Source organism: Caldimonas sp. KR1-144 (assembly GCF_049446155.1).
In the GTDB taxonomy this organism is placed as follows: domain Bacteria; phylum Pseudomonadota; class Gammaproteobacteria; order Burkholderiales; family Burkholderiaceae_C; genus Rivibacter.
The window spans coordinates 265,230-287,349 of sequence record NZ_JBMSEE010000006.1; the positions used below are offsets into that span (position 1 = coordinate 265,230).

A 22,120-nucleotide genomic window follows, 5' to 3' on the forward strand; every position below is an offset into this window, starting at 1 on the left:
CGATGCATCGCCGGCAGCTGCTGCTGAGCGCCGCGGCCGGGCTCGCGCTGGCCGCCTGCAAGCCGGTTCCGCGCGACCCGCGACAGCCGCCCCTGCCGCGCACCGCGCGCGTGCTGGCGCTGGGCGACAGCCTGACCGCCGGCGTCGGCGCCGACGCGGCGGCCGCCTGGCCGGCGGTGCTGGCCTCGCTGACCGGCTGGGAACTCGTCAACGAGGGCCGCAGCGGCGACACCACGGCCGGCGGCCTCGAGCGCTTGCGCGAGTTGCTCGCCGGCGCGCGTTTCGACGCCGTGATCGTCGGCCTTGGCGGCAACGACATGCTGCGTCGCCTGCCCGAACGCGACACGATCGCCAACCTCGAGACCCTGGCCGCGGCCGCCAAGGCGCACACCGCGCACACCGCGCTGATCGCGACGCCGCGACCGACGCTCGCCGGGCGCCTGGTCGGCTCGCTGTCGGATGCCGAGTTCTACGCGGAGGTGGCCGAGCGCAGCGGCGTCGCGCTGATCCCGGGCGCGTATGCCGAGGTCCTGTCCAGGCCCGAGCTGCGTTCCGACGAGATCCACGCCAACGCGGCGGGCTACGCGCAGGTGGCACGCGCGATCCACGCGCGGCTGGCGAAGCTGGGCTGGGTCTAGGCGTCTGCGCGCAGACTCCTAGCGCCCGCTATTCGAGGCCGAGCAGCGCAGGGTTGCCGCGCCCGCGCCGCACCAGCACCGGCTGCTCGCTGTCGGTGAGGTCCACCACCGTGGTCGGCTGGCGCGGGCAGGCGCCGGCGCAGACCACGGCCTGGATCTGCTTCTCGAAGCGCGCGCGGATCTCGCGCGAGTCGTTCAGCGGCTCGGTCTCGCCGGGTGGGATCAGCGTGGTGCCCAGCAGCGGCTCGCCGAAGGTCTCGAGCAGCGACTGCGTGACCAGATGGTCGGGCACGCGCAGGCCCACGGTGCGGCGCGACGGATGGCTGACGCGGCGCGGCACTTCCTTGGTCGCTTCGAGCAGGAAGGTGAAGGGTCCCGGCGTCGCGGCCTTGAGCCAGCGGTACTGGCGGTTGTCGACGCGCGCATAGCTCGCGAGCTCGCTGAGGTCGCGGCACAGCAGCGTCAGGTGGTGCTTGTCGTCGACGCCGCGGATGCGCCGCAGCTGCTCGGCCGCGGCCTTGTCGTCGAGGTGGCACACCAGCGCGTAGCTGGAGTCGGTGGGGATCGCCGCGATGCCGCCGGCATGCAGGATCTGCGCGGCCTGCTTCAGCAGCCGGCCCTGCGGGTTGTCGGGGTGGACCTCGAAGAACTGGGCCATCGCCCGATGCTATTCGGTGGTGGCCGTGTTCGCATTGGCACAAGCCGCCGAAACCGACGCTTCGCGGAAATTCAGCCACACCGCCGCGGCGCCGCAGGCCGCGACGACCGCCATGCCGACGAAGGCAATGCCGTCGGGCACGTGGCCGAAGGCGATCCAGCCGGTGAAGCTGGCAAACGCGATCTGCGCATAGGTGAAGGGCATCAGCACCGCCATCGGCGCGCGTGCGACCGCGAGGATGAACAGCAGGTGACCGGCCGTGCCCATGAAGCCGGCGAGCACGATCAGCGCCCAGGTCGCCGCGCCGGCTTCGGCCAGCGGCTGCGCCACCGGCACCGGCGCGAGCCACAGCGCCAGGCTCGCGATCGCGGTGCCGACCCCGCCGGTGTAGAAATGCGTCGTCAGCGGATGCTCCAGCCCCGACATGCGGCGCGTGAGCAGCTGGTAGGCCGCGTAGACGAAGGCCATCGCCAGCGGGATCAGCGCATACCAGCCGAACAGGCCCGAGCCGGGGCGGATCACGATCAGCGCGCCGACAAAGCCGCCGGCGATCAGCGCCAGGCGCCGCCGCGAGACGTGCTCGTGCAGGAACAGCGCGGCGAGCACGGTCGTGATCACCGGCGTGAGCATGCCCACCGCGGTGTACTCCGCCACCGGCATGAACTGGATGCCCCAGAACAGCAGCGCGCTGGTCACCAGCAGCAGCGTGCCGCGCAGCGCCTGAAAGCGCGGGTGCGCGGTGCGAAACAGGTTGCCGCGCCCGCTCGCCGCGCGCAGACCCAGCCACAGCGTCATCGCCAACGCCTGGAACGCGTAGCGCACCCACAGCACCAGCAGCACCGGCAGCACCTGGCCGAGCTTCTTCGCGGTGGTGTCCAGCGTCGCGAAGCACAGGCCCATCGCGAGGATGAGCGCGATGCCCGCCACCGGATGCTCGACCTGCCCGCCCGGACGCGCGGGCGAGCTCAAGCGCCGACCACCCGGTCTTCGAGAGCGGCCCAGACCGGCGTGAGGTCTGCGGGCAGCGAGGGCAGGGCGCCGAGGTCGGTGCGGCTTTCGTCGGGCGCGTGGAAATCCGAGCCGCGCGAGGCCAGCAGGCCGAACTCGCGCGCCATGGCGGCGTACTTGAGCTGCTCGGCATCGTTGTGGCTGGAGGTCACGACCTCGACGCCGCGCCCGCCGTGGGCGACGAACTCGCTGAACAGCGCGTACTCCTCGGTGGGCGTGAACCGGTAGCGCGCCGGATGCGCGATCACCGCGATGCCGCCGGCGCCGGTGATCCAGCGCACCGCGTCGGCGAGCGCGGCCCAGCGGTGCGCAACGAAGCCGGGCTTGCCCTCGGTGAGGTAGCGGCGGAACACGCTCGCGGTGTCCGGGCAGCAGCCGGTCTCGACCAGATAGCGCGCGAAGTGCGTGCGCGAGATCAGCTCCGGGTTGCCGACGTACCGCAGCGCGCCCTCGTAGGCATCGGGGATGCCGGCCTGCGCGAGTTGAGCGGCCATCTCGCGCGCGCGCCGCTCGCGCCCGCCGCGCGTCGCGGCCAGGCCCTCGGCGAGCGCGGCGTCGTCGATGTCGAAGCCCAGGCCGACGATGTGCACCGTCTCGCCGGCGAAGCTGACCGAGATCTCGCAGCCGCTGAGCCACGGCAGGCCCAGCGCGCGCGCGGCATCGCGGGCGCGCGCCAGACCGCCGAGTTCGTCATGGTCGGTCAGCGCCCACAGCTCGACGCCGTTGGCATGCGCGCGCGTGGCCAGGGCCTCGGGCGAAAGCGTGCCGTCGGAGACGTCGGAGTGGCAGTGCAGGTCTGCGTTGAGTGGGGCGGGCATCTGGAGGCCATTCTAGGAAGCGGCCATCCCCGCGTCGGTCGCGCGGGTGACGGGCCTTCAGCCCGGACCTCCCCCGCACGCGGGAGAGCGGGTGGGTCGGCTCCCTCGCCCTCGTCAGGGGGAAAGGGCGGGCGGTGAGGGGAGGCGCTGCAGCATCGCCTGAAACCCCCGCTGACCATCCTCGCGCGGGCCGAAGCGCGGTGCGAGCCCGTGCAGCGCGGCGATGCGCGCAACGATCGACAGCCCCAGGCCGCTGCCGATGCCGTGGCTCCCCGGGGCGCGCCAGTAGCGGTCACCCAGGCGCGGCAGGTGCTCGGGCGCGACGCCCGGGCCTTCGTCGACCACGGTGACGCGGTCGTGCGCGAAGCGCAGCGTGACCGTGCTGCCGCGCGCGCTCATGCGCAGCGCGTTGTCGACCAGGTTGCGCAGCATCACCTGCACCAATGCCGGCTCGCCGCTGAGCGGCAAGGGCGCGCGTGCGTCGGCCGGCCACTCGACCGCCAACTCGACGCCCGTCTCGTGCGCCAGGGCCATCGTGTCGCTCAGGACCTCGGCCACGACGCTGTGCCAGTCGATCGGCTGGCGGTTGGTCAGTGCCGCGCGCGGCTCCAGGCGCGCGAGCATCAGCATCTGCGTGACCAGGCGCGACAGGCGCTCGAGGCCGAGACCCAGCTGCGCCAGCGCCTGCGGATCGTTCTGGCCGGCCGGCGCGAGCTGTAGCGCGTCCCATTGCGCGCGCAGCGCCGCGATCGGCGTGCGCAGCTCGTGCGCGGCATCGGCGGTGAAGCGGCGCTCGCGCTCTAGCGCCGCGCGAATGCGCTCGAACAGCCCGTTCATCGATGCGGCCAGCGGCCGCAGGTCGCTGGGCAGGCGCTCGACGGGCAGCGCGGCCAGATCGTCCGGCGCGCGGCGGTGCAGGTCCGCGCCCAGTGCCGCGAGCGGACGCAGCGCGCCGGTGACTGCGGCGGCCATCGCCATCAGGAGCAGCGGCAGCATCAGCAGCCACGGCAGCATCTGGCTGGCGATGAAGTCGCGCACGACCTCGTCGCGCTCGTGGGCGATCTGCCCCACGGCGACCAGCCAGCTGCCATCGGCCGCCTGCAGGTAGTAGGTGCGCCACTCGGCACCATCGAGCTGCATGTCGACGAAGCCGGCGGCCTGCGGCCGGTAGGGCAGCTGTGTGCCCTCGCGGTCGACCAGCAGCAGTTCGCCGCGCCGGTTCCACACCGCCACGGCAACATCCTGCAGATCGGCCGCGCCCTGCGGTCCGCTGGCCATCGCCGTGCTCGGGCGCGGCTCGATCGCGTCGATCGAGGCGCCGGGCAGCGTGGCCTGCAGCTGGCGCGCGAGTCGGATCAGCTCGGTATCGAACAGCTCGTTGATCTCATGGCGCGCGCGGTCCACGCTGAACAGCAGCACCACGCTCCACACCGCCGGCGCCGCGAGCGCGATCAGCCACAGCAGGCGCTGGCGCAGCGTGAGCCCGGCGAGCCAGCGGCGCATCGTCGACAGCGGGCCCCTCATCAGCCGAGGTCCCGCGCGTCGCCGAGCGCATAGCCCACGCCGCGCACGGTGCGCACGAGCTTGGGATGCAGCTTGCGGCGCAGATGGTGGACATGCACCTCGAGCGCGTTGCTCTCGATCTCATGGCCGAAGGCGTAGAGCTTGTCCTCGATCAGGCGGCGCGGCAGCACGCGCTGCGCATTGGCCAGCAGCAGCTCGAGCAGCGCGGCCTCGCGCGCGGTGAGCTCCACGGGACGATCGCGCCACACGGCGGTCTTGGCCTCGGGCCGGTAGGTGAGCGGGCCGTGCTGCCAGACCGGGTCGGTGCGGCCGGCGCTTCGGCGGCGCATCGCGCGCAGTCGCGCGGCGATTTCGGCGGTGTCGCAGGGCTTGATGAGGTAGTCGTCGGCGCCGCTGTCCAGGCCCTCGATGCGCTGCTCCAGCGCGTCGCGCGCGGTCAGCACCAGCACCGGCATCGCGAGGCCGCTCGCGCGCCAGCGCTTGAGCCACTCGATGCCGTCGCGCCCCGGCAGGCCGAGGTCGAGCATCACCGCGTCGTAGTCGGTGCCGGCCAGCGCGGCGTCGGCCTGCTGGCCGTCGCGGAACCAGTCGACCGCGAAGCCGAGCGCGGCCAGGCCGCGCGCGAGGCCGTCGCCGAGCAGGGGGTCGTCTTCGACGATCAGTACGCGCATCGTTCGTGATGAAGGTCGGTGTAGTGGTTCGTGCAGGCCCGGCAACTGTAGCGAGACGGGCGTGCCGTCTCGCACCGGCGCGGCGGCCTTGTCTTGTTTGGGCACCGAGCGTTCATTCTCCTCTCAGTCACCGTCGCACACCCTGAAGTGGGATGCCGCGAGACGCGGTGTCTTCTCAGCATGGCATGACCAACAACGAGGAGGAGAGGGTGCATGACGCAAGGTGACGAGCGAGTCGCAAGGTGCTTGCGACGCGTCGATGGCACGCCCATCGCCTCCGACACTCTGGGTCAGGAGGTGAAGCCGGGGTTGCTCAAGGCCAGGCGTGCGATCGCGCTCGCATGCCTCGCGGCTTGCCTTGGCCTGGCAGCGTGCGGCGTCGGTGACGCCGTGAAGCCGCGACAAGATCGGCTTGCCGTCGCTGGATCGAGCGCCACGGCGATCGACGCCACGGGCATCCGGCCGGACGTGTTGTCGTTTCTCGACGGGCTCGGCGTGAGCGGTGCGCCGCGGGCCATCTTGTATGGCGCGGCCCGTGCCATGCAGGCGACCTTGACGGTCGACCTGACCCGCCGCGCCGACCTGCAGTTGGTGGTGGACAAGCTTGCGCAAGCTCGCGCTTGCATGCGCGTCCACTTTCAGGACGCGGCTTCGCAATGGACGCTGCTGGAAGCGCTCACCTACAACACCTTCCCCAGACGTATTCGTCACGGGCTGTTCGTCATCGCCAGCTACTTGCTCGACCTCTGGCCCGACAACACCGCTTGTTCGACAGCGCCGCCGCCACCGCCACCGCCACCGCCACCGCCGCCTCCCCCACCTCCACCTCCCTCTGCCGGTCAGCTGCTTCGCCAGGAGTTTTCTCGGCTGGAGCAGCAGGGCGTGCTACCGGTCCTGGACCGCGGCACGGACCTTCGCGGACCGGATGCCAACGACAACGGCGTGCGCGACGACATCGAGGCCTACATCGCGTCACTGCCGATCAGTGACGCGCAAAAGCGGGCCTCGATGCAGACCGCTCGGGTGCAGCAGAAGTCGTTGCTGATCGACCTGAGCGACCGGGCGGCGGTAAGAGCTCTAGGCGATGCCAGCATGGCAGCTACGGCATGCATGGGATCTGTCTTTGAAGACAGCCCAGAGGATCGGTCTGACGAACTGAGCCTCAAGATCGAAGCCATCACCGCCAACACGCCCGAGCGCGCCAAGCGATACATCAAGTACATGGCCGCCCTGTCAGGCACGTCGTCCGCGTACCCGGAGCACGACACCTGCGAGCCCTGACGCGTCTCTCAACCCAGCCGCTCGACGCGCAGGATGCGACCGTCCTCGCGATCGTCGGTGGCCAGCAGCAGCCAGCCGTCGGGTGACTGGCGCACGTCGCGCACGCGCTCGTCGAGCGCGTAGCGCGTCTCTCGCAGCACGCGCCGGCCGTCGAGATCCAGCCGTACCAGCGCGCGAGCCTTGAGCGCGCCGACGAAGGCGCTGGCCTGCGGCGCCCGTGGCGTGGGACCGTAGCGGTCGCTGGTCAGGAAGGCCAGGCCGCTCGGGGCGATCGAGGGCACCCAGGTGTGGACGGCGGGCTCGACGTCGGCGCGCGAGGTGCCTTCGCCGATGCGCAGGCCGCTCACGTACTCGCGGCCCCAGGTCACCTGCGGCCAGCCGTAGTTGCGCCCGGCGAGGTCGGCGTTGAGCTCGTCGCCGCCTTGCGGACCGTGCTCGTGCGTCCACAGCTCGCCGGTGTGCGGATGCAGCGCGGCGCCTTGCACGTTGCGGTGGCCGTGGCTCCACAGCACGGCGCGCTCCTTGTAGGGGTTGCCGGGCGCGGCGCGGCCGTCGCTGTCCAGCCGCAGCACCTTGCCGAGATCGTTGTCGAGGCGCTGCGCATCGTCGCGGCGCGAGCCGCGGTCGCCCAGCGTGACCCACAGCCGGCCGTCGGGCGCGAACACCAGGCGCGAGCCGAAGTGCAGGCTCGAATCGACGCGCGGCTGCTGGCGAAAAAGCACCTGCACGTCGCGCAGCGCGAGCGCGCCGAGGTCGAGCCGGCTGCGCGCGACGCTGGTGCCGTTGGGGCCGCCGGGGCCGTCGTTGCCGGCCTCGGCGAAGCTCCAGTAGATCCAGCCGCTGCTGGCGAAGTCGGGCGCGAGCACGACGTCGAGCAGGCCGCCCTGGCCGCGTTCGAGCACCGGCGGCAGACCCGTGACCGGGCGCGACAGCGCGCCGTCGCTGGCGACCACGCGCAGCCGGCCGGGGCGCTCGGTCACGAGCAGGCGGCCGTCGGGCAGGCAGGCGATCGACCACGGGTTCGCGAGACCGCGCGCCAGCGTGCGGGTTTCGATGCGCGCTTCGGTCGGCGCCGGGCCGTCAGGGCGCTGCGCGCGTGCGGGCGTCGGGCCGAGGGCCGCGGCGCCCAGCGCGAGAAGGAGTTGGCGTCGTCTCGTCACGGCGCGACTCTAGCTGCTGAACGCCCGCCTGTGGGTCAGCGCTCCTCGATGCCCTCGATCACCATCTGCACGCGCTCGCGGCCCTGCCATTCGTCGACGCTGAGCCGGTAGGCGACGCGCGCCCGATCGGGCAGGGGCTCGGTGCGGCCGAACCAGATCGCGTCGCGCGGCTGGCCCGCGAGTTTCAGGGCCAGCTTGAGGTGGCGCTCGCCGACCAGGCGCTGCGAAACGATCTCGACCTCATCGCAGAAGGTCGGCGGCTCGAAGGCCGAGCCCCACACCTGCGCATCGAGCGCGTGCACCGTCTCGGGTGCAAACCACTGCGCGTCGAGCGGGCCGTCGGTGGCGAGCTTGCGCGCCAGCGTCGCTGCGTCGAGCAGCTCGGCGGCCACCTGCGCGAAGGCCTGTTCGAAGACGTCGAAGTCCTCTTCGGCCAGCGTGGCGCCGGCGGCCATGGCGTGGCCGCCGAACTTGCGCAGTACGCCGGGATGGCGCTTGGCGACGAGGTCCAGCGCGTCGCGCAGGTGAAAGCCCGGGATCGAGCGCCCCGAGCCCTTGAGCAGGCCGTCCTGGCCGAGCGCAAAGACGAAGGTCGGGCGGTGCAGCCGGTCCTTGACGCGCGAGGCGACGATGCCGACCACGCCCTCGTGGAACTCCGGGTCGTAGATCGCCACCGCCGGCGGCGGCTCGTCCTCGGGCATCAGCATCTCGACCATGGCCTCGGCCTGCTCGCGCATGCCGGCCTCGATGTCGCGGCGCTCGCGGTTGATCGCGTCGAGTGTCTTGGCCAGCTCGGCGGCGCGTGCTGCGTCGTCGGTCAGCAGGCACTCGATGCCCAGCGTCATGTTCTGCAGCCGCCCGGCGGCGTTGAGGCGCGGGCCCAGCGCGAAGCCGAAATCGAAGCCGCTGGCGCGTCGCGCATCGCGCGCGGCCGCTGCAAACAGCGCCGCGACGCCCGGCTGCATGCGCCCGGCGCGAATGCGCTTGAGGCCTTGCGCGACGAGACGGCGGTTGTTGGCGTCGAGCTTCACCACGTCGGCCACGGTGCCCAGCGCGACGAGGTCGAGCAGCGCATCGAGCTTGGGCTGCGTGGCGGCGTCGAAGCGACCGCGCGCGCGCAGCTCGGCGCGCGCGGCGAGCAGCACGTAGAACATCACGCCGACGCCGGCGATGGACTTGCTCGCGAAGCCGCAGCCCGGCTGGTTGGGGTTCACGATCACGTCGGCCGCGGGCAGCTTGACGCTGCCGTCGACCAGCGCCGGCAGGTGGTGGTCGGTCACCAGCACCTTGAGTCCGCGCGCCTTGGCGTGCGCCACGCCGTCGAGGCTGGCGATGCCGTTGTCGACCGTGACCAGCCAGTCGGGTGCCGGCTGCTGCGCACAGGCGAGGTCGACGATGGCCGGCGTCAGGCCGTAGCCGTGCACCGCGCGGTCGGGCACCACGTAGCCGAGCTGCTGCGGCTTCGCGCCGAGCATCGCGAGGCCGCGCAGCGCGACCGCGCAGGCGGTCGCGCCGTCGCAGTCGTAGTCGGCGACGACGACCAGGCGCTCGCCGCGCTCGATCGCGTCGGCCAGGGCACGCGCGGCGGCGTCGGCGCCGAGCAGGCCCGACGGCGGCAGCAGCTTCGCGAGCGAGTCGTCGAGCTCGTCGGCCTGCGTGATGCCGCGCGCGGCATAGAGCCGCGCGAGCAGCGGATGCACGCCGGCCTGTTCGAGCGACCAGGCGGTACGGGGCGGGACGTCGCGGACGATGATCTGCATGGATGACAAGGCGGAAATCAGAGCGACGCGAGCAGCGCGCCAAGGTCGGCCCGCGGCGCGGCCAGGCGCGCGCGCAGGCGCTGCCACCACGAGCCGCCGGCGGATGCGCCCAGGTGCACGGCCGAGCGTTCGCCGCACAGCGTGAGCGTGACGGCCTCGCCGCGCTGGGCGCGTGAGAGCAGTTCGGCGAGCGGGCCGGCGTCGAGGGCGCGCCAGGCGTCGAGCCAGGCGGGCGCGTCGCTGCGCAATGCCGGCGTGCGCAGCGCGTCGAGCATGGTGATCGGCGCCGGCTCGCGCACCGGCTGGCGCAGGCCGCAGCCGCTGAGCCAGAAGCTGTTGACCGGATCGAGGCCGCGCGCCTCGCGCTCGTCGTTGAGCGGGTGGGTGTACAGCAGCATCTGCACCTCGGCCTGCAGCCGGCGCAGCGTGCGCGCGGCGGGATGGTCGGGCATCCACAGGTCGGGGTTGCGGCCGATCACGCGGTCGGGGGAGGCGCAGGCGAGATCGGTCAGCGACTCGTGCGCGACGTACCAGCGCGTCGGCGCGCCCCAGGCGACCAGCCAGCCTTCGCTCTCGAACAGGCCACGCACGGCGTCGAGGAAGGCGCGCGAGGCGGCCTCGTCGAGGCCCAGCGCGTCGGGGTCGCCCATCGTCAGGTGCTCTCGCCCGACCTGCCAGTGCACCGGGCTCAGCAGCCCCCAGGCGAGGTCGCCGGTGTCGATGCCGTCGGCCGCCGCGGCATGGGCCGCGAACGGCAGGCCGCCGTCGGGGCCCTCGAAGCCGAGGCTGCGCGCGAGCGCGCGTTCGTGCGGGGGCGAGAGGCTGTATTCGTCGCCCTCGTCGCGCTGCTGCACGGGCAGCCGCTCGAGCAGCCGGGCGAGGTTGGGCAGCGGCGGCAGCGCGGGCGCGCGTTCGTCGTCCGGCCAGCGCGCGAAGGGCAGGAGGAAGTCGTGGGCGGGAGCGTCGCGGCGCGGCGTGGCGGACATGGCCCGCGATTATCCCGGCCCGCGCGAAGCGGGCCGGGCACGCGCTCAGAGCGTGAAGACCAGGCTGCCGAGTTCGGTCAGCGTGCTGTCGACCTCGAGGTCGACGCTGCCGTTCTTGCCGTTGTCGACGTCGATCGCCACCGGGTTGCCCGAGCCGAGCAAGAGCGTGAGCGTCTGGGTGCTCGAGGTCATGCGGAACTCCCCGCCGGTGGCCGTGATCGGCTGCGGCAGCGACAGCGTGTACTGCACGTTGCCGAGGCCGGCGATCGTCGTGTCCACGGTGCCGCTGAACGCGTTGGTGGTAGTCGTGGTGCTCGTGTAGACGTTGCGCGCGGTGACGTTGGTGTAGCTCGCGTTGGCGCCCGAGGTCGCGCTCACGGCCATCGCGGCCAGCGTGACGTCTTCGGTCACTGCGCCGCCCGCGGTGGCGGCCGACTGGTCGAGCCGGTAGCTGCCGTTGTAGGTGGCGCCGACCGACGTGAAGGCGAGGTTGCCCAGCGTCAGCAGCAGGTCGAGGCTGCCGGCCTGGTCGTTGAGGTAGAAGTTCGCGGCATTGGTCGCCTCCTGCACGCTCAGGCTGACCTGGCCCGTCGCGGCCACGAGGTTGCCGACGGCGCAGCCGTTCAGCGTGGCGGTGGCGGTGTCGCCGGTGGTGAGCGTGCCGCTGCCGTCCTGGTCGGTGTAGCCGAAGACCAGCGTGCCGGTGCCGCCCACGCAGGTGTAGGTGGCGGTGGCCGATCCGCCGCCGGGGATCGCGAAGATGATCGTCAGCAGCTGGTCGGTGATGCCGAAGCCCACTTCGTCCGCCGAGCGGAAGCCGCCGTAGCCGCGCGCGAGCGCCTTCTTGGCCTGCAGGGCCTGCGTGCTGTCGCCGCTGTCGTCGTCATCGCCGCCGCCGCCGCAGGCGCTCAGCAGTGCGGCGCAGGTGACGGCCAGGGCGTGGAATCGAAGGCTCCTCGGACTCATGATCATGAACTTCCCTTGCATGGTTGGCGGCCGCGGTGACGGCCGCTGCAATGTTGCCAGAGCCTTCGCGGCGCTGCCGCAGGGGATTGGGCCCCTCAGGTAGCATCCGGCGCCTTCCCCTGCGGTGCATGCCGGCGATCGTGTTCAAAGAGCTTCCCTACGAATGGCGCGTCGGCTGGCGCTACACGCGCGCCGGCCGCGCCGGCCGGCGCAACGGCTTCATCTCCTTCATCTCCGGCGTCTCGATGCTCGGCATCGCGCTCGGCGTCGCGGCGCTGATCATCGTGCTCAGCGTGATGAACGGCTTCCAGAAGGAAGTGCGCGACCGCATGCTCAGCGTGATTCCGCACGTCGAGGTGATGTCGGCCGACGGCGGCGCGCTGCCCGACTGGCAGGCCGTGGCCGAACAGGCGATGCGCCACCCCGAGGTGCGCGGCGCCGCGCCCTTCGTCGGCGCGCAGGCGTTGGTGGCGCGCGGCGAGACCATGCGCGGCGCGCTGGTGCGCGGCATCGATCCGGCGCGCGAACCCGAGGTCACGCCGCTGGCGGCGCAGCTCGCGCGCGACGGCACGCTCGCCAAGCTGCAACCCGGCGGCTGGAAGCTCCTGGCCGGCGGCGAGCTGGCGCGCCAGCTCGGCCTGCGGCCCGGCGACCCGGTCACCCTGGTCACGCCCAACGGCCAGATGACGCCGGCCGGCGTGGTGCCGCGGCTCAAGCAGATGGAGCTGGCCGGGCGCTTCGAAGCCGGCCACTACGAGTACGACAGCGGCCTGGTGCTGATGCACATCGACGACGCGGCCAAGCTGTTTCGCACCGAAGGCCCGACCGGCATCCAGCTGCGCCTGGGCGACCAGCAGCGCGCGCGCGAGGTGGCCGACGAGCTCGCGCGCACGCTCGGGCCGCAGGTGATCGTGCGCGACTGGACGCGCAGCAACCAGAACTGGTTCGCGGCGGTGCAGCTCGAGAAACGCATGATGTTCATCATCCTCACGCTGATCGTCGCGGTCGCGGCCTTCAACCTGGTCTCGACGCTGGTGATGACGGTCACCGACAAGCGCGCCGACATCGCCATCCTGCGCACGCTGGGCGCGAGCCCGCGCTCGGTGATGGGCATCTTCGTCGTGCAGGGCGCGACGGCCGGCGTGATCGGCACGCTTGGCGGCCTGGCGCTCGGCCTGCTGGTCGCCTTCAACATCGACGTCATCGTGCCGGCGCTCGAGCGGCTGTTCAACGCCAGCTTCCTGCCCGGCAGCATCTACCTGATCACGCGCATGCCCAGCGACCCGCAGGCCGGCGACATCGTGCCAATCGCGCTGATCTCGCTGGTGCTCGCCTTCCTGGCGACCCTCTACCCGAGCTGGCGCGCCAGCCGCGTCCAGCCGGCCGAGGCCTTGCGCTATGAGTGAACCGGTGATCGACGCGCGCGCGCTGGCGCGCCGCTACCACGAGGGTGACCTCGACGTGCCCGTGCTGACCCACGTGGACCTCGCGGTCGCGCGCGGCGAGACGGTGGCCATCGTCGGCGCCTCGGGCTCGGGCAAGAGCACGCTGCTGCACCTACTCGGCGGGCTCGACGCGCCGAGCGCCGGCAGCGTCACGCTGGCCGGCAAGCCCTTCAACGGCGCCGGCTGCCGCATGAGCGCGGCCGAGCAGGGCGAGTGGCGCAACCGGCAGCTCGGTTTCATCTACCAGTTCCACCACCTGCTGCCCGAGTTCAGCGCGCTCGACAACGTCGCGATGCCGCTGTGGATCCGCCGCGAGTCCAAGCAGGCGGCGCGCGAGCGCGCGCAGGAGGTGCTGGCCGCGGTGGGGCTGGCGGGCCGCGTGCGGCATCGGCCCTCGGAGCTGTCGGGCGGCGAGCGCCAGCGCGTCGCGGTCGCGCGCGCGCTGGTCACGCACCCCGCCTGCGTGCTGGCCGACGAGCCGACCGGCAACCTCGACCGCGGCACTGCCGACGGCGTGCTGCGCCTGATGCTCGACCTGGCAAAGGCGCAGGGCACGGCCTTCGTGGTCGTGACGCACGACGAGTCGCTGGCGGCGCGCTGCGATCGGCAGCTGAGGCTGGAGCGCGGGACGCTGAACTAGCGTTCGCCCCGCGCCGCCGCCGTGCGGGCAGCGCTGCTTCGTCAGCCCTTGATGAAGCTCAGCAGGTCCTGGTTCAGCCGGTCCTTGTGCGTGTCGGTGATGCCGTGCGGCGCGCCGGCGTAGACGATCAGCTTCGCGCCCTTGACCAGCTCGGCCGACGCGCGGCCCGAGAGGTCGATCGGCACGATCTGGTCGTCGTCGCCGTGGATCACCAGCGTGGGCACGTCGAACTTCTTCAGGTCGGCGCGGAAGTCGGTCTCCGAGAAGGCCTTGATCGAGTCGAGCGTGTTCTTGTGCCCGCCCATCATCCCTTGCGCCCACCACGCGTCGATGAGGCCTTGCGAGACCTTGGCGCCGGGGCGGTTGAAGCCGTAGAACGGCCCGCTGGGGATGTCCTTGTAGAGCTGCGAGCGGTTGGCGATCTGCGCGTTGCGGATGCCGTCGAAGACCTCGATCGGCAGGCCCTTGGGGTTGTCGGCGGTCTTCACCATCAGCGGCGGCACGGCCGAGACCAGCACCGCCTTGGCGATGCGCTTGGTGCCGTGGCGGCCGATGTAGCGCGCGACTTCGCCGCCGCCGGTGGAGAAGCCCACCAGCGTGGCCCCTTTGACGTCGAGCTTGTCGAGCAGCTGCGCCAGGTCGTCGGCGTAGTGGTCCATGTCGTTGCCGTCCCAGGGCTGGCTCGAGCGCCCGTGGCCGCGACGGTCGTGAGCGATGCAGCGCAGGCCGTTCGAGGCCAGGAACAGCATCTGCGATTCCCAGCTGTCCGAGTTCAGCGGCCAGCCGTGGCAAAGCACGACGGCCGGGCCCGAGCCCCAGTCCTTGAAGTAGATCTCGGTGCCGTCGCGGGTCGTGAACGTGCTCATCGCAGCTTTCCTTTGCAGTGGGGTTGTGGAACGAGAGACGGGGTCGTAAACCAGTCTCGGCGACGCACCGGCCCGCCGGGACGCCCAAGCTGACGTCTGTGGGCTCTGTCCAAAGACGGAGCCGCTGCGCCGCCGCGCACTCCACACTGCCGACGATGCATGGCGCCGGCGACGGCAGATGCATCGCCCGCAACCGATTTCGCGAAAGGACCTCATCGTGGCCACGCCTACTCCCGGCTCCCTCCTGCTCACCCCCAAGGATCACGCGCTGGTGCTGATCGACTTTCAGTCGCAGATGGCCTTCGCGACGCACTCGATCGACGCCGTCTCGCTGCGCAACAACGCCGCGCTGATCGCGCACGCCGCCGCCGGCTTCAAGGTGCCGACCGTGCTGACCACCGTCGCCGAGAAGAGCTTCTCGGGCCCGATGTTCGACGAGATCACCGCGGCCTTTCCCGGCCAGGAACTGCTCGACCGCACCTCGATGAACACCTGGGAGGACGCCAACGTCATCAAGACGATCAACGCGATCGGCAAGAAGCGCCTGGTGTTCGCCGGCCTGTGGACCTCGGTGTGCATCGTCGGCCCGACGCTGTCGGCGCTCGACCAGGGCTTTGAGGTCTACGTGATCACCGACGCCTGCGGCGACGTCTCCGCCGAGGCGCACGAGCGCGCGATCGACCGCATGGTCCAGGCCGGCGTGCGGCCGATGACCTCGCTGCAGTACATGCTCGAGCTGCAGCGCGACTGGGCGCGCACCGAGACCTACGACATGACCACCGGTATCGCCAAGAAGTACGGCGGGGCCTACGGCCTGGGGATCATCTACGCGAAGACGATGTTCGGCGCGCACGAGGGCTGACGCCGCGGCGCAGGACCACGATTGACAGGGAGACATCGCCCATGAAGGCCTACCTCGTTTCCGCCGCGATCGGCCTGCTCGTGGGCGTGATCTACGCCCTGTTCAACGTGCGATCGCCGGCGCCGCCGGTGATCGCGCTGGTCGGCCTGCTGGGCATCCTCGTCGGGGAGCAGATCCCGCCGCTGGTCAAGCAGTGGTTCGGCGCTGACGCACCGGCGCCGGCCTCGTGGATCCAGCAACAGGTCAAGCCGCATGTGTTCGGCCGCATGCCGGGTTGCGGGCAGGGCGTGATGGTGGTGCACGAGCCGCCGAGAGATGCGGCCAGGGAGAAAGCGCGTGGCTGAGTACGCCGACCTGATCCTGCACCGCGGCCTGTTCACGACGCTGTCGCGGCAGCAGCCGAATGCCTCGGCGGTGGCGATCCGCGACGGCCGCTTCGTTGCCGTCGGGCACGAGCACGACGTGATGCCCCTGGCCGGGCCGCGCACGCGCGTGGTCGACCTGCGCGGGCGGCGCGTGTTGCCGGGGCTGATCGACAACCACACCCACGTCATCCGCGGCGGACTCAACTTCAACCTCGAGCTGCGCTGGGACGGCGTCGGAAGCCTCGCCGACGCGATGGCGATGCTCAAGGCACAGGTCGCGATCACGCCGCCGCCGCAGTGGGTGCGCGTGGTCGGCGGCTTCACCGAGCACCAGTTCGCCGAGAAGCGGCTGCCGACGCTCGAGGAACTCAATGCCGTCGCGCCCGACACGCCGGTGTTCATCCTGCACCTGTACGACCGCGCGCTGCTCAACGCGGCGGCGCTGCGCGCGGTGGGCTACACGAAAGACACGCCCGAGCCGCCCGGCGGCCAGATCCTGCGCGACGGCGCCGGCAACCCGACCGGCCTGCTGCTGGCCAAGCCCAACGCGAGCATCCTCTACGCGACGCTGGCCAAGGGCCCCAAGCTGCCGCACGACTACCAGCTGAACTCGACTCGCCACTTCATGCGCGAGCTCAACCGGCTCGGCGTCACCAGCGTCATCGACGCCGGCGGCGGCTTCCAGAACTACCCCGAGGACTACGCCGTGATCCAGGAGCTGGCCGACGCCGGCCAGCTCACGGTGCGCCTGGCCTACAACCTGTTCACGCAAAAGCCCAAGCAGGAGAAGGACGACTTCCTGCGCTGGACCGCGGGCTCGCGCTACAAGCAGGGCGACGACTATTTCCGCCACAACGGTGCGGGCGAGATGCTGGTGTTCTCGGCCGCCGACTTCGAGGACTTCCGCCAGCCGCGGCCCGACCTGGGCCCCGAGATGGAAGGCGAGCTCGAGGCCGTGGTGCGCATCCTGGCCGAGAACCGCTGGCCGTGGCGCATGCACGCGACCTACGACGAGACCATCAGCCGGGCGCTCGATGTCTTCGAGCGCGTCAACCAGGACATCCCGCTCGAAGGCCTGCACTGGTTCTTCGACCACGCCGAGACCATCTCGGAGCGTTCGATCGACCGCGTCGCCGCGCTCGGCGGCGGCGTCGCGGTGCAGCACCGCATGGCCTATCAGGGCGAGTTCTTCGTCGAGCGCTACGGCCCGGGCGCGGCCGAGGCCACGCCGCCGGTGGCACGCATGCTCGAGCGCGGCGTCAAGGTCTCGGCCGGCACCGACGCGACGCGTGTGGCGTCCTACAACCCCTGGGTCTCGCTCGCATGGCTGATCACCGGCAAGACAGTCGGCGGCCTGTCGCTGTACCCGCAGCGCCATCTGCTGGATCGCGAGACGGCGCTGCGCATGTGGACCGAGCACGGCACCTGGTTCTCGAACGAAGAGGGCCAGAAGGGCCGCATCGCGGCGGGCCAGTTCGCCGACCTGGTGGTGCCCGATCGCGACTTCTTCGCCTGCGCCGAGTCGGAGATCTCGGGCACGAGCTCGCTGCTCACCCTGGTGGGCGGGCGCATCGTCTACGCGGCCGGCGAGTTCAAGCCGCACGACGACGGCGAACCGCCGCCGGCGATGCCGGACTGGTCGCCGGTGCGCCGCTACGGCGGCTACGGCGCCTGGGGACGGCAGGACAACGCTCCGCTGAAGCTGGCGGCCGATTGCGGCTGTGCGCGCCGCTGCAACGTGCATGGCCACGCGCATGCGAGCGCGTGGACGCGTCCGCTGCCCGCCGCCGATGCGAAGTCGTTCTGGGGCGCGTTCGGTTGCGCGTGCTGGGCGGTGTGAGTTCCCTCGCCCGCGCGCGGGCGAGGGAACTTCTTTCAGAGCTCGATGATGCCGCGCCGATACGCGATCGACACCGCGTGCGTGCGGTCGTTGGCGCCGAGCTTGGCGAGGATGTTGCGCACATGGGCCTTGACCGTCTCCTCGGCGATGCCGAGCGACCTGGCGGCCGCCTTGTTCGCATGGCCGGCGGCGATCAGCTTGAGCACTTCGACCTCGCGTGGCGACAGCTCGCTCTCGCTGAAATGCTCGGCCAGCGCGGACGCGACCTCGGGCGGAATGCGGCGCTGCCCTGCCGCGACCGCACGGATCGCGTCGATCAGCTCCAGCCGCAGCGAGCCCTTGAGCAGGTAGCCCATCGCGCCGGCCTTGATCGCGCGCAGCGCCTGCACGTCGCCGCGGTAGGTGGTCAGCGCGATCACCTTGGCCGTCGGGAACTCCTGGCGGATCGCGAGCATCGCCTCGATGCCGTCCATGTCGGGCATGCGGATGTCCATCAGCGTCACGTCCGGCTGCAGTTCGCGAAAGCGCTGCACGGCCTCGTGGCCAGTCGACGCCTCGCCGACCAGGCGCATGTCGCTCTGGCGCGCGAGCACGGTCGAGATGCCTTCGCGCATCAGAGGGTGATCGTCGACGGCGAGTACGCGGATCGCCTCATTGGTGGAAAGACCGCTCATGGCGCCGATGATGCCTGCGTCGCGCGGCGGCGCTGCCACGGCCAGCGCATCCGCGGCAGCCGGCGAGATCCGCTTGCGGGCAGCACGAGCTCGATCTCGGTGCCGCCGCCGATGGCCGGCGCGATGGCGAGGCGCGCGCCGATGCGCTGCGCACGCTCGCGCATGCCGGCCAGGCCCCAATGGCCCGGCCTGCCGCGCGCAAGCAGCTCGGGTGCGATGCCGACACCGTCGTCGCGGATGCGAAGCGTCAGCGATCGGCCGTCGCACTGCAGCCAGAGTTCGATGCGCTTGGCCTGCGCATGCTGAAAGGCATTGAGCAGCGCCTCGCAGCCGATGCGATAGACCTCGCACAGCAGCGCAGGATCGAACGAGGTCGGCTCCCCTTGCACCTTGGCGACGAACTCGGCGCGCTGCTCGGCCGCGAGCTGCTCGCCGAAATGCCGCAGCGACAGCGCGAGGTCGTCGCCCGGCTCGCTCATCGAGCGCAGGCTGGCGATGCGGTCGCGCCCCTCGGCCATCACGCGATCGGCGCGCGCGAGCACCGACTCGAGCGACTTCTGCGCGGACGGGTCCTGGCCGATCGAGTCGGCCGCCGCCTGGAACTGCAGCACCAGACCCTGAACGCCTTGCAGCAGGGTGTCGTGCAGCTCGCGGGCGATGCGCTCGCGCTCGTCGAGCACGGCCTGCATGCGCTGCCGGGCGCGCCGCGACAGCACGCCCACGCGCAGCTGGTAGGCGAGCGCGAGCAGGACCGCGCCGACGACCGCGACCGCCACGTGGAACCCCGATGACTGCAGCAGGGTCGGCGGGATCTCGAAGCTGACAGATGCCTGCGAACCGCCCCAGATGTCGTCGGGGTTCGATGCATCGACGACGAAGCGATGGTGACCCGGTCCGAGGTTGGAATAGACCACCTCGCGGTTGTTGCCGGCGCTGCGCCAATTGGCGTCCACGCCGTCGAGCCGCACCCGAAAGCGCACGCGCTCCGGCTCGCCGAGTGCCAGCGCGGTGTAGCGGATCGTGACGTTCGAGGTGCCGGGCGGCAGCAGGGCACTGCGGTGCGCGTCGAACCGACGCCCGTCGGCGACGAGATCGAGGATGCGCACCGGCGCCGGCGCGGCGGGCCGGTCGATCGACGCGGGGTCGAGCCATGCCACGCCGTCGATGCCGGCGAACCAGAGGCGGCCGTCGTGGCCCATCACCGCACTGGGTTGCGGGGTCACCGGTGATGCGCTCGATGGATAGCCGTCGAGCGCGTCGAACAACTGCTCCGCCAGGACGTGCTGCGGCTGCGCCTGCCAGCGTTCGAGCTCGGCCGCGGCGATGCGCACCGCGCCGCGCGCACCGTTGAGCCACAGGTCGCCGTTCGGCGTCTCGACGATGCCCGAGACGCCGCGCAGATTCTGCGGCTCCTTTACGTGCAATGGCCAGAAGCGGCCGTCGCGCAGCATCGAGACGCCGTTCTCGCCGGCCGCGGCGACGCGCCGCCCGGCGTGGAGATGGGTCACGGTGCCGGTGGACAGGCCGTCGGCCTCGCCGTATTCGCGCAGTCGGCCCTCGGCATCGACCACGGCGACGCGCTGCTGCGCGAAGCCCAGCCACAGGCGTCCGTCGGGGCCTGCTGCCAGCGCCGTTGCCGGCGTCGTCAGCTCGGGCGCGAGCACCGTCTCCCATCGCGAGCCGGCGAGACGGTACAACGGCCTGCCGGCGAACTTGACCAGCAGGCCCAAACGGTCGGACGCCAGCGCGCGCACGGCCGCCCGCGGCGCTTCTGCGGGCGCGGGAACGCGCTCGAAGCCGCGTGCATGGCGACGCCAGACGCCGCCGCGGCCGGCGAACCACACCTGGCCAGCCCGGTCGACGTGGGTCGCGGTGAAGATCGTGTCGGGCGCCTCGAACGCCATGCCTTCACGCCCGGCGCGCCACAGCGACCGCTTCGTCGCCGACGCACCGGCGATCAGCAGGCCTTCCTCGGGTGAGTCGGCTAGCGCGAAGTGGGTGTAGGCGCTCGGCAGGTCGACGCGGCGCAGCGGGACCGGACGGAAGCGGTCGAGCCCGGACTTGGTCGCGACCCAGAAGTTGCCGCCACGGTCCTCGAGGATCGTCATGCCGACGTCGCTCGACAGGCCGTCGCGATGCGTGAAGTGTTCGTCCGGTACGGCCAACGCGACCCGCGAGCCGGCGAGGTCGCGCGGCAGCCGCGTGCGGCACAGGCCTTCGGGGCAGAACACCGTCCACAGCTGTCTTTCGCCATCGATCACGACCGACGACGATCGGCGACTGTTGGGGCGCGGTGCGGGCCGGTCTTGCGCGCCATTCGCGTCGGCGATGCGCTGCAGCGACTCGGCCGTCACCATCCACAGCGTGCCGTCGATCAGCTGCAGGCTGCGTGCGCCCGCGGTCGGCAACCCGGTGCGGCGAAACCGCCGCTCGCCGCGCGGCAGCATGAGCCACTCCGAGTGGTCCGACACGCACAGCGCGCCGTTGGCGTCGACCGCCATGCCGCCGAAGCTGCCGAGCTTCAGCCCCCAGTCCTCGCCGATCGCTTGCCAGCGCTGCCCGTCATAGCGCAGCAGCCGCGCGGCGCTCGCCGCCCAGATGTTGCCGTCGAAGTCGTATTCGATGGTCGAGATGGCGTTCGCGTCGAAGCCGTCCTGCACACCAAAGCGCTGCAGCCGCCCGTCCTTGCCGAGCACTGCCATGCCGCCGTGGTAGTAGCCGATCCACAGCTCGCCCGACGGCAGCGCGAGGAGATTGGAGACGCCTTCGCTACCGTCGGTCTGGCCCTCGGGGTCGGCGAAGCGCTCGAAGCGCAAGCCATCGAAGCGGTACAAGCCCTGCGGTCCGCCCAGCCACAGCCAGCCGTCGGCGGTCTGGGCCATCCTGCGCGTGTCCAGCGGCGCGCCGCTTTTGCTGTCCCAGCGCGTGTGATGGAACTGCTTGAGCGTGCGCTCGCCCGGCCACGGCGCCGCGTGCGCCCACGCGCAGGCCAGCACCAGCACCGACGCGATGGCGCCCCCTCTGATCCATCCGCGCATGCTCGCCATTCACTCCGCCCTAGGCCCCGTCGCATGTTAGGGGAGGGGCCGGCGACTAGGGATGTGCGGCGTCGCGCGCGGTCTCCCGCGTCCTGGCCGCGCGCTCCGGCGCCGGCGCCACCGCCTCGCTGTCGAGGAGCCCGCGGCGCGTCGCGACCGCCACGGCCTCGGTGCGGCACGCCGCATGCAGCTTGACGAGGATCGGCCGCACGTGCGACTTCACCGTGCCCAGGCTGATGCCCAGCGCCTTGGCGATCAGCTTGTTGCTGAAGCCCTGCGCGAGCAGGCGCAGCACGTCGAGCTCGCGCGACGTGAGGTCCTCGTGGCCGAGGCTGTCGGCCACGGTGGCCGAGGCCTCGCGGCACAGGTAGCGGCCGCCCTGGCGCAGCACCGCGACCGCGTCGACGATGGACTCGACCGGCCCGCCTTGCAGCACGTAGCCGTGCGCGCCGAGTTCGAACGCGCGCCGCACCTCGAGCTCGCGCGCGGTGCTGCCGATGACCAGCACGCGCCCGTCGTTGCGGCCGCGGCGCGCCTGCGCCATGCCGGACCAAGAGCGCAGGTCAGTTACCAGGATGTCGGTTGCCGCCGCTGCGTCGGCGCCCGGCGACAGCGTTTCGGCCGCGCTGACGCGCTCGACCACCAGGTCGGCACGTTCGGACAGGATGGCGCACAGGCCGGCGGCGACGACCGCGTCGCCGTGGGCGACCAGCACGCGGGTCAGGGGATAGGGCGATTTCATGGGATCACTCCGGTCATGCATGGGTCGATCCGGCCGTCGCCGGACGTTGGGCGCGGCGTGAGGCTTGCTCGGAGCTTAGGAAGAACCCGCAGGGACGGCCACCCTGGATCGTCGAAGCCGGCACTACCTCGATCGAGGTAGTGCCGCCACCATGTCCTGCCTGCCTCTTTGGGCACAG

20 protein-coding genes are annotated in these 22,120 nt (G+C 71.6%); 7 read left to right on the plus strand and 13 right to left on the minus strand.

Going from position 1 to position 22,120, the window contains the following annotated elements; all coding sequences use genetic code 11:
- Positions 1–2 precede the first annotated feature (2 nt).
- The gene (locus ACO2TI_RS15940; RefSeq protein ID WP_423285820.1) at positions 3–638 is read left to right on the plus strand and encodes a GDSL-type esterase/lipase family protein; all 636 of its coding nucleotides are present in this window, start codon (positions 3–5) and stop codon (positions 636–638) included.
- A gap of 28 nt (positions 639–666) precedes the next feature.
- Here the strand turns inward: ACO2TI_RS15940 and ACO2TI_RS15945 are convergent, their stop codons facing one another.
- From ACO2TI_RS15945 to ACO2TI_RS15965, 5 genes are all read right to left on the minus strand, one after another.
- Positions 667–1,296 carry an L-threonylcarbamoyladenylate synthase gene (locus tag ACO2TI_RS15945; RefSeq protein WP_423285822.1) on the minus strand — a complete coding sequence of 210 codons (630 nt, stop codon included), beginning with the start codon at positions 1,294–1,296 and terminating at the stop codon, positions 667–669.
- Positions 1,297–1,305: 9 nt separating this feature from the next.
- Entirely contained in the window at positions 1,306–2,265 is a 960-nt protein-coding gene (locus ACO2TI_RS15950; RefSeq protein ID WP_423285824.1) for a DMT family transporter, read from the minus strand.
- Positions 2,262–3,122, minus strand: coding sequence for a 3',5'-nucleoside bisphosphate phosphatase (locus tag ACO2TI_RS15955; RefSeq protein ID WP_423285826.1), 861 nt, complete (start codon positions 3,120–3,122; stop codon positions 2,262–2,264). Before ACO2TI_RS15955 ends, ACO2TI_RS15950 begins: the two co-directional genes overlap by 4 nt.
- A gap of 114 nt (positions 3,123–3,236) precedes the next feature.
- Positions 3,237–4,646, minus strand: coding sequence for an ATP-binding protein (locus tag ACO2TI_RS15960; RefSeq protein ID WP_423285828.1), 1,410 nt, complete (start codon positions 4,644–4,646; stop codon positions 3,237–3,239).
- The gene (locus ACO2TI_RS15965; protein ID WP_423285830.1) at positions 4,646–5,317 is read right to left on the minus strand and encodes a response regulator; all 672 of its coding nucleotides are present in this window, start codon (positions 5,315–5,317) and stop codon (positions 4,646–4,648) included. Before ACO2TI_RS15965 ends, ACO2TI_RS15960 begins: the two co-directional genes overlap by 1 nt.
- Positions 5,318–5,530: 213 nt before the next feature.
- Here ACO2TI_RS15965 and ACO2TI_RS15970 point away from each other — a divergent pair, with 213 nt between their 5' ends.
- The gene (locus tag ACO2TI_RS15970; protein WP_423285831.1) at positions 5,531–6,598 is read left to right on the plus strand and encodes a hypothetical protein; all 1,068 of its coding nucleotides are present in this window, start codon (positions 5,531–5,533) and stop codon (positions 6,596–6,598) included.
- Between the two features lie 8 nt (positions 6,599–6,606).
- On the opposite strand, the gene ACO2TI_RS15975 is transcribed toward ACO2TI_RS15970, so the two are convergent.
- The 4 genes from ACO2TI_RS15975 to ACO2TI_RS15990 are packed head-to-tail and all read right to left on the minus strand — an operon-like array spanning position 6,607 to position 11,491.
- Positions 6,607–7,758: a PQQ-dependent sugar dehydrogenase gene (locus tag ACO2TI_RS15975; protein WP_423285833.1), complete on the minus strand. Its 1,152-nt coding sequence runs from the start codon at positions 7,756–7,758 to the stop codon at positions 6,607–6,609.
- Between the two features lie 35 nt (positions 7,759–7,793).
- Positions 7,794–9,518 (minus strand): single-stranded-DNA-specific exonuclease RecJ, encoded by a 1,725-nt coding sequence (recJ, locus tag ACO2TI_RS15980; protein ID WP_423285835.1) that lies wholly within the window; start codon positions 9,516–9,518, stop codon positions 7,794–7,796.
- Positions 9,519–9,535: 17 nt separating this feature from the next.
- Positions 9,536–10,504, minus strand: a complete 969-nt coding sequence (locus ACO2TI_RS15985; protein WP_423285837.1) for a hypothetical protein — start codon at positions 10,502–10,504, stop codon at positions 9,536–9,538.
- Between the two features lie 45 nt (positions 10,505–10,549).
- On the minus strand, positions 10,550–11,491 hold the full coding sequence (locus ACO2TI_RS15990) for a hypothetical protein (RefSeq protein ID WP_423285838.1): 942 nt from the start codon (positions 11,489–11,491) through the stop codon (positions 10,550–10,552).
- A 107-nt stretch (positions 11,492–11,598) separates the two neighbouring features.
- On the opposite strand from ACO2TI_RS15990, the gene ACO2TI_RS15995 reads away from it, so the two are divergent.
- Both ACO2TI_RS15995 and ACO2TI_RS16000 read left to right on the plus strand, forming a co-directional pair.
- A complete protein-coding gene (locus tag ACO2TI_RS15995) occupies positions 11,599–12,876 on the plus strand; it encodes a lipoprotein-releasing ABC transporter permease subunit (RefSeq protein WP_423285840.1) in 1,278 nt (425 codons plus the stop codon).
- The gene (locus ACO2TI_RS16000; RefSeq protein ID WP_423285842.1) at positions 12,869–13,555 is read left to right on the plus strand and encodes an ABC transporter ATP-binding protein; all 687 of its coding nucleotides are present in this window, start codon (positions 12,869–12,871) and stop codon (positions 13,553–13,555) included. Before ACO2TI_RS15995 ends, ACO2TI_RS16000 begins: the two co-directional genes overlap by 8 nt.
- A gap of 41 nt (positions 13,556–13,596) precedes the next feature.
- On the opposite strand, the gene ACO2TI_RS16005 is transcribed toward ACO2TI_RS16000, so the two are convergent.
- Positions 13,597–14,421, minus strand: coding sequence for an alpha/beta fold hydrolase (locus ACO2TI_RS16005; protein ID WP_423285843.1), 825 nt, complete (start codon positions 14,419–14,421; stop codon positions 13,597–13,599).
- A 178-nt stretch (positions 14,422–14,599) separates the two neighbouring features.
- Here ACO2TI_RS16005 and ACO2TI_RS16010 point away from each other — a divergent pair, with 178 nt between their 5' ends.
- The 3 genes from ACO2TI_RS16010 to ACO2TI_RS16020 are packed head-to-tail and all read left to right on the plus strand — an operon-like array spanning position 14,600 to position 17,488.
- Complete coding sequence (locus ACO2TI_RS16010; RefSeq protein ID WP_423285845.1) at positions 14,600–15,283, plus strand: hydrolase; 684 nt, start codon at positions 14,600–14,602, stop codon at positions 15,281–15,283.
- Positions 15,284–15,324: 41 nt separating this feature from the next.
- Positions 15,325–15,627, plus strand: coding sequence for a XapX domain-containing protein (locus ACO2TI_RS16015; RefSeq protein ID WP_423285847.1), 303 nt, complete (start codon positions 15,325–15,327; stop codon positions 15,625–15,627).
- Complete coding sequence (locus ACO2TI_RS16020; protein ID WP_423285848.1) at positions 15,620–17,488, plus strand: amidohydrolase; 1,869 nt, start codon at positions 15,620–15,622, stop codon at positions 17,486–17,488. Before ACO2TI_RS16015 ends, ACO2TI_RS16020 begins: the two co-directional genes overlap by 8 nt.
- A 35-nt stretch (positions 17,489–17,523) precedes the next feature.
- Here the strand turns inward: ACO2TI_RS16020 and ACO2TI_RS16025 are convergent, their stop codons facing one another.
- Genes ACO2TI_RS16025 through ACO2TI_RS16035 form a run of 3 tightly spaced genes read right to left on the minus strand, consistent with a single transcriptional unit; the run spans position 17,524 to position 21,942 of the window.
- Complete coding sequence (locus ACO2TI_RS16025) at positions 17,524–18,162, minus strand: response regulator (RefSeq protein WP_423285850.1); 639 nt, start codon at positions 18,160–18,162, stop codon at positions 17,524–17,526.
- A complete protein-coding gene (locus ACO2TI_RS16030; RefSeq protein WP_423285851.1) occupies positions 18,159–21,200 on the minus strand; it encodes a sensor histidine kinase in 3,042 nt (1,013 codons plus the stop codon). Before ACO2TI_RS16030 ends, ACO2TI_RS16025 begins: the two co-directional genes overlap by 4 nt.
- A 55-nt stretch (positions 21,201–21,255) precedes the next feature.
- Complete coding sequence (locus ACO2TI_RS16035; RefSeq protein WP_423285852.1) at positions 21,256–21,942, minus strand: DNA-binding response regulator; 687 nt, start codon at positions 21,940–21,942, stop codon at positions 21,256–21,258.
- Between the last annotated feature and the right edge of the window lie 178 nt (positions 21,943–22,120).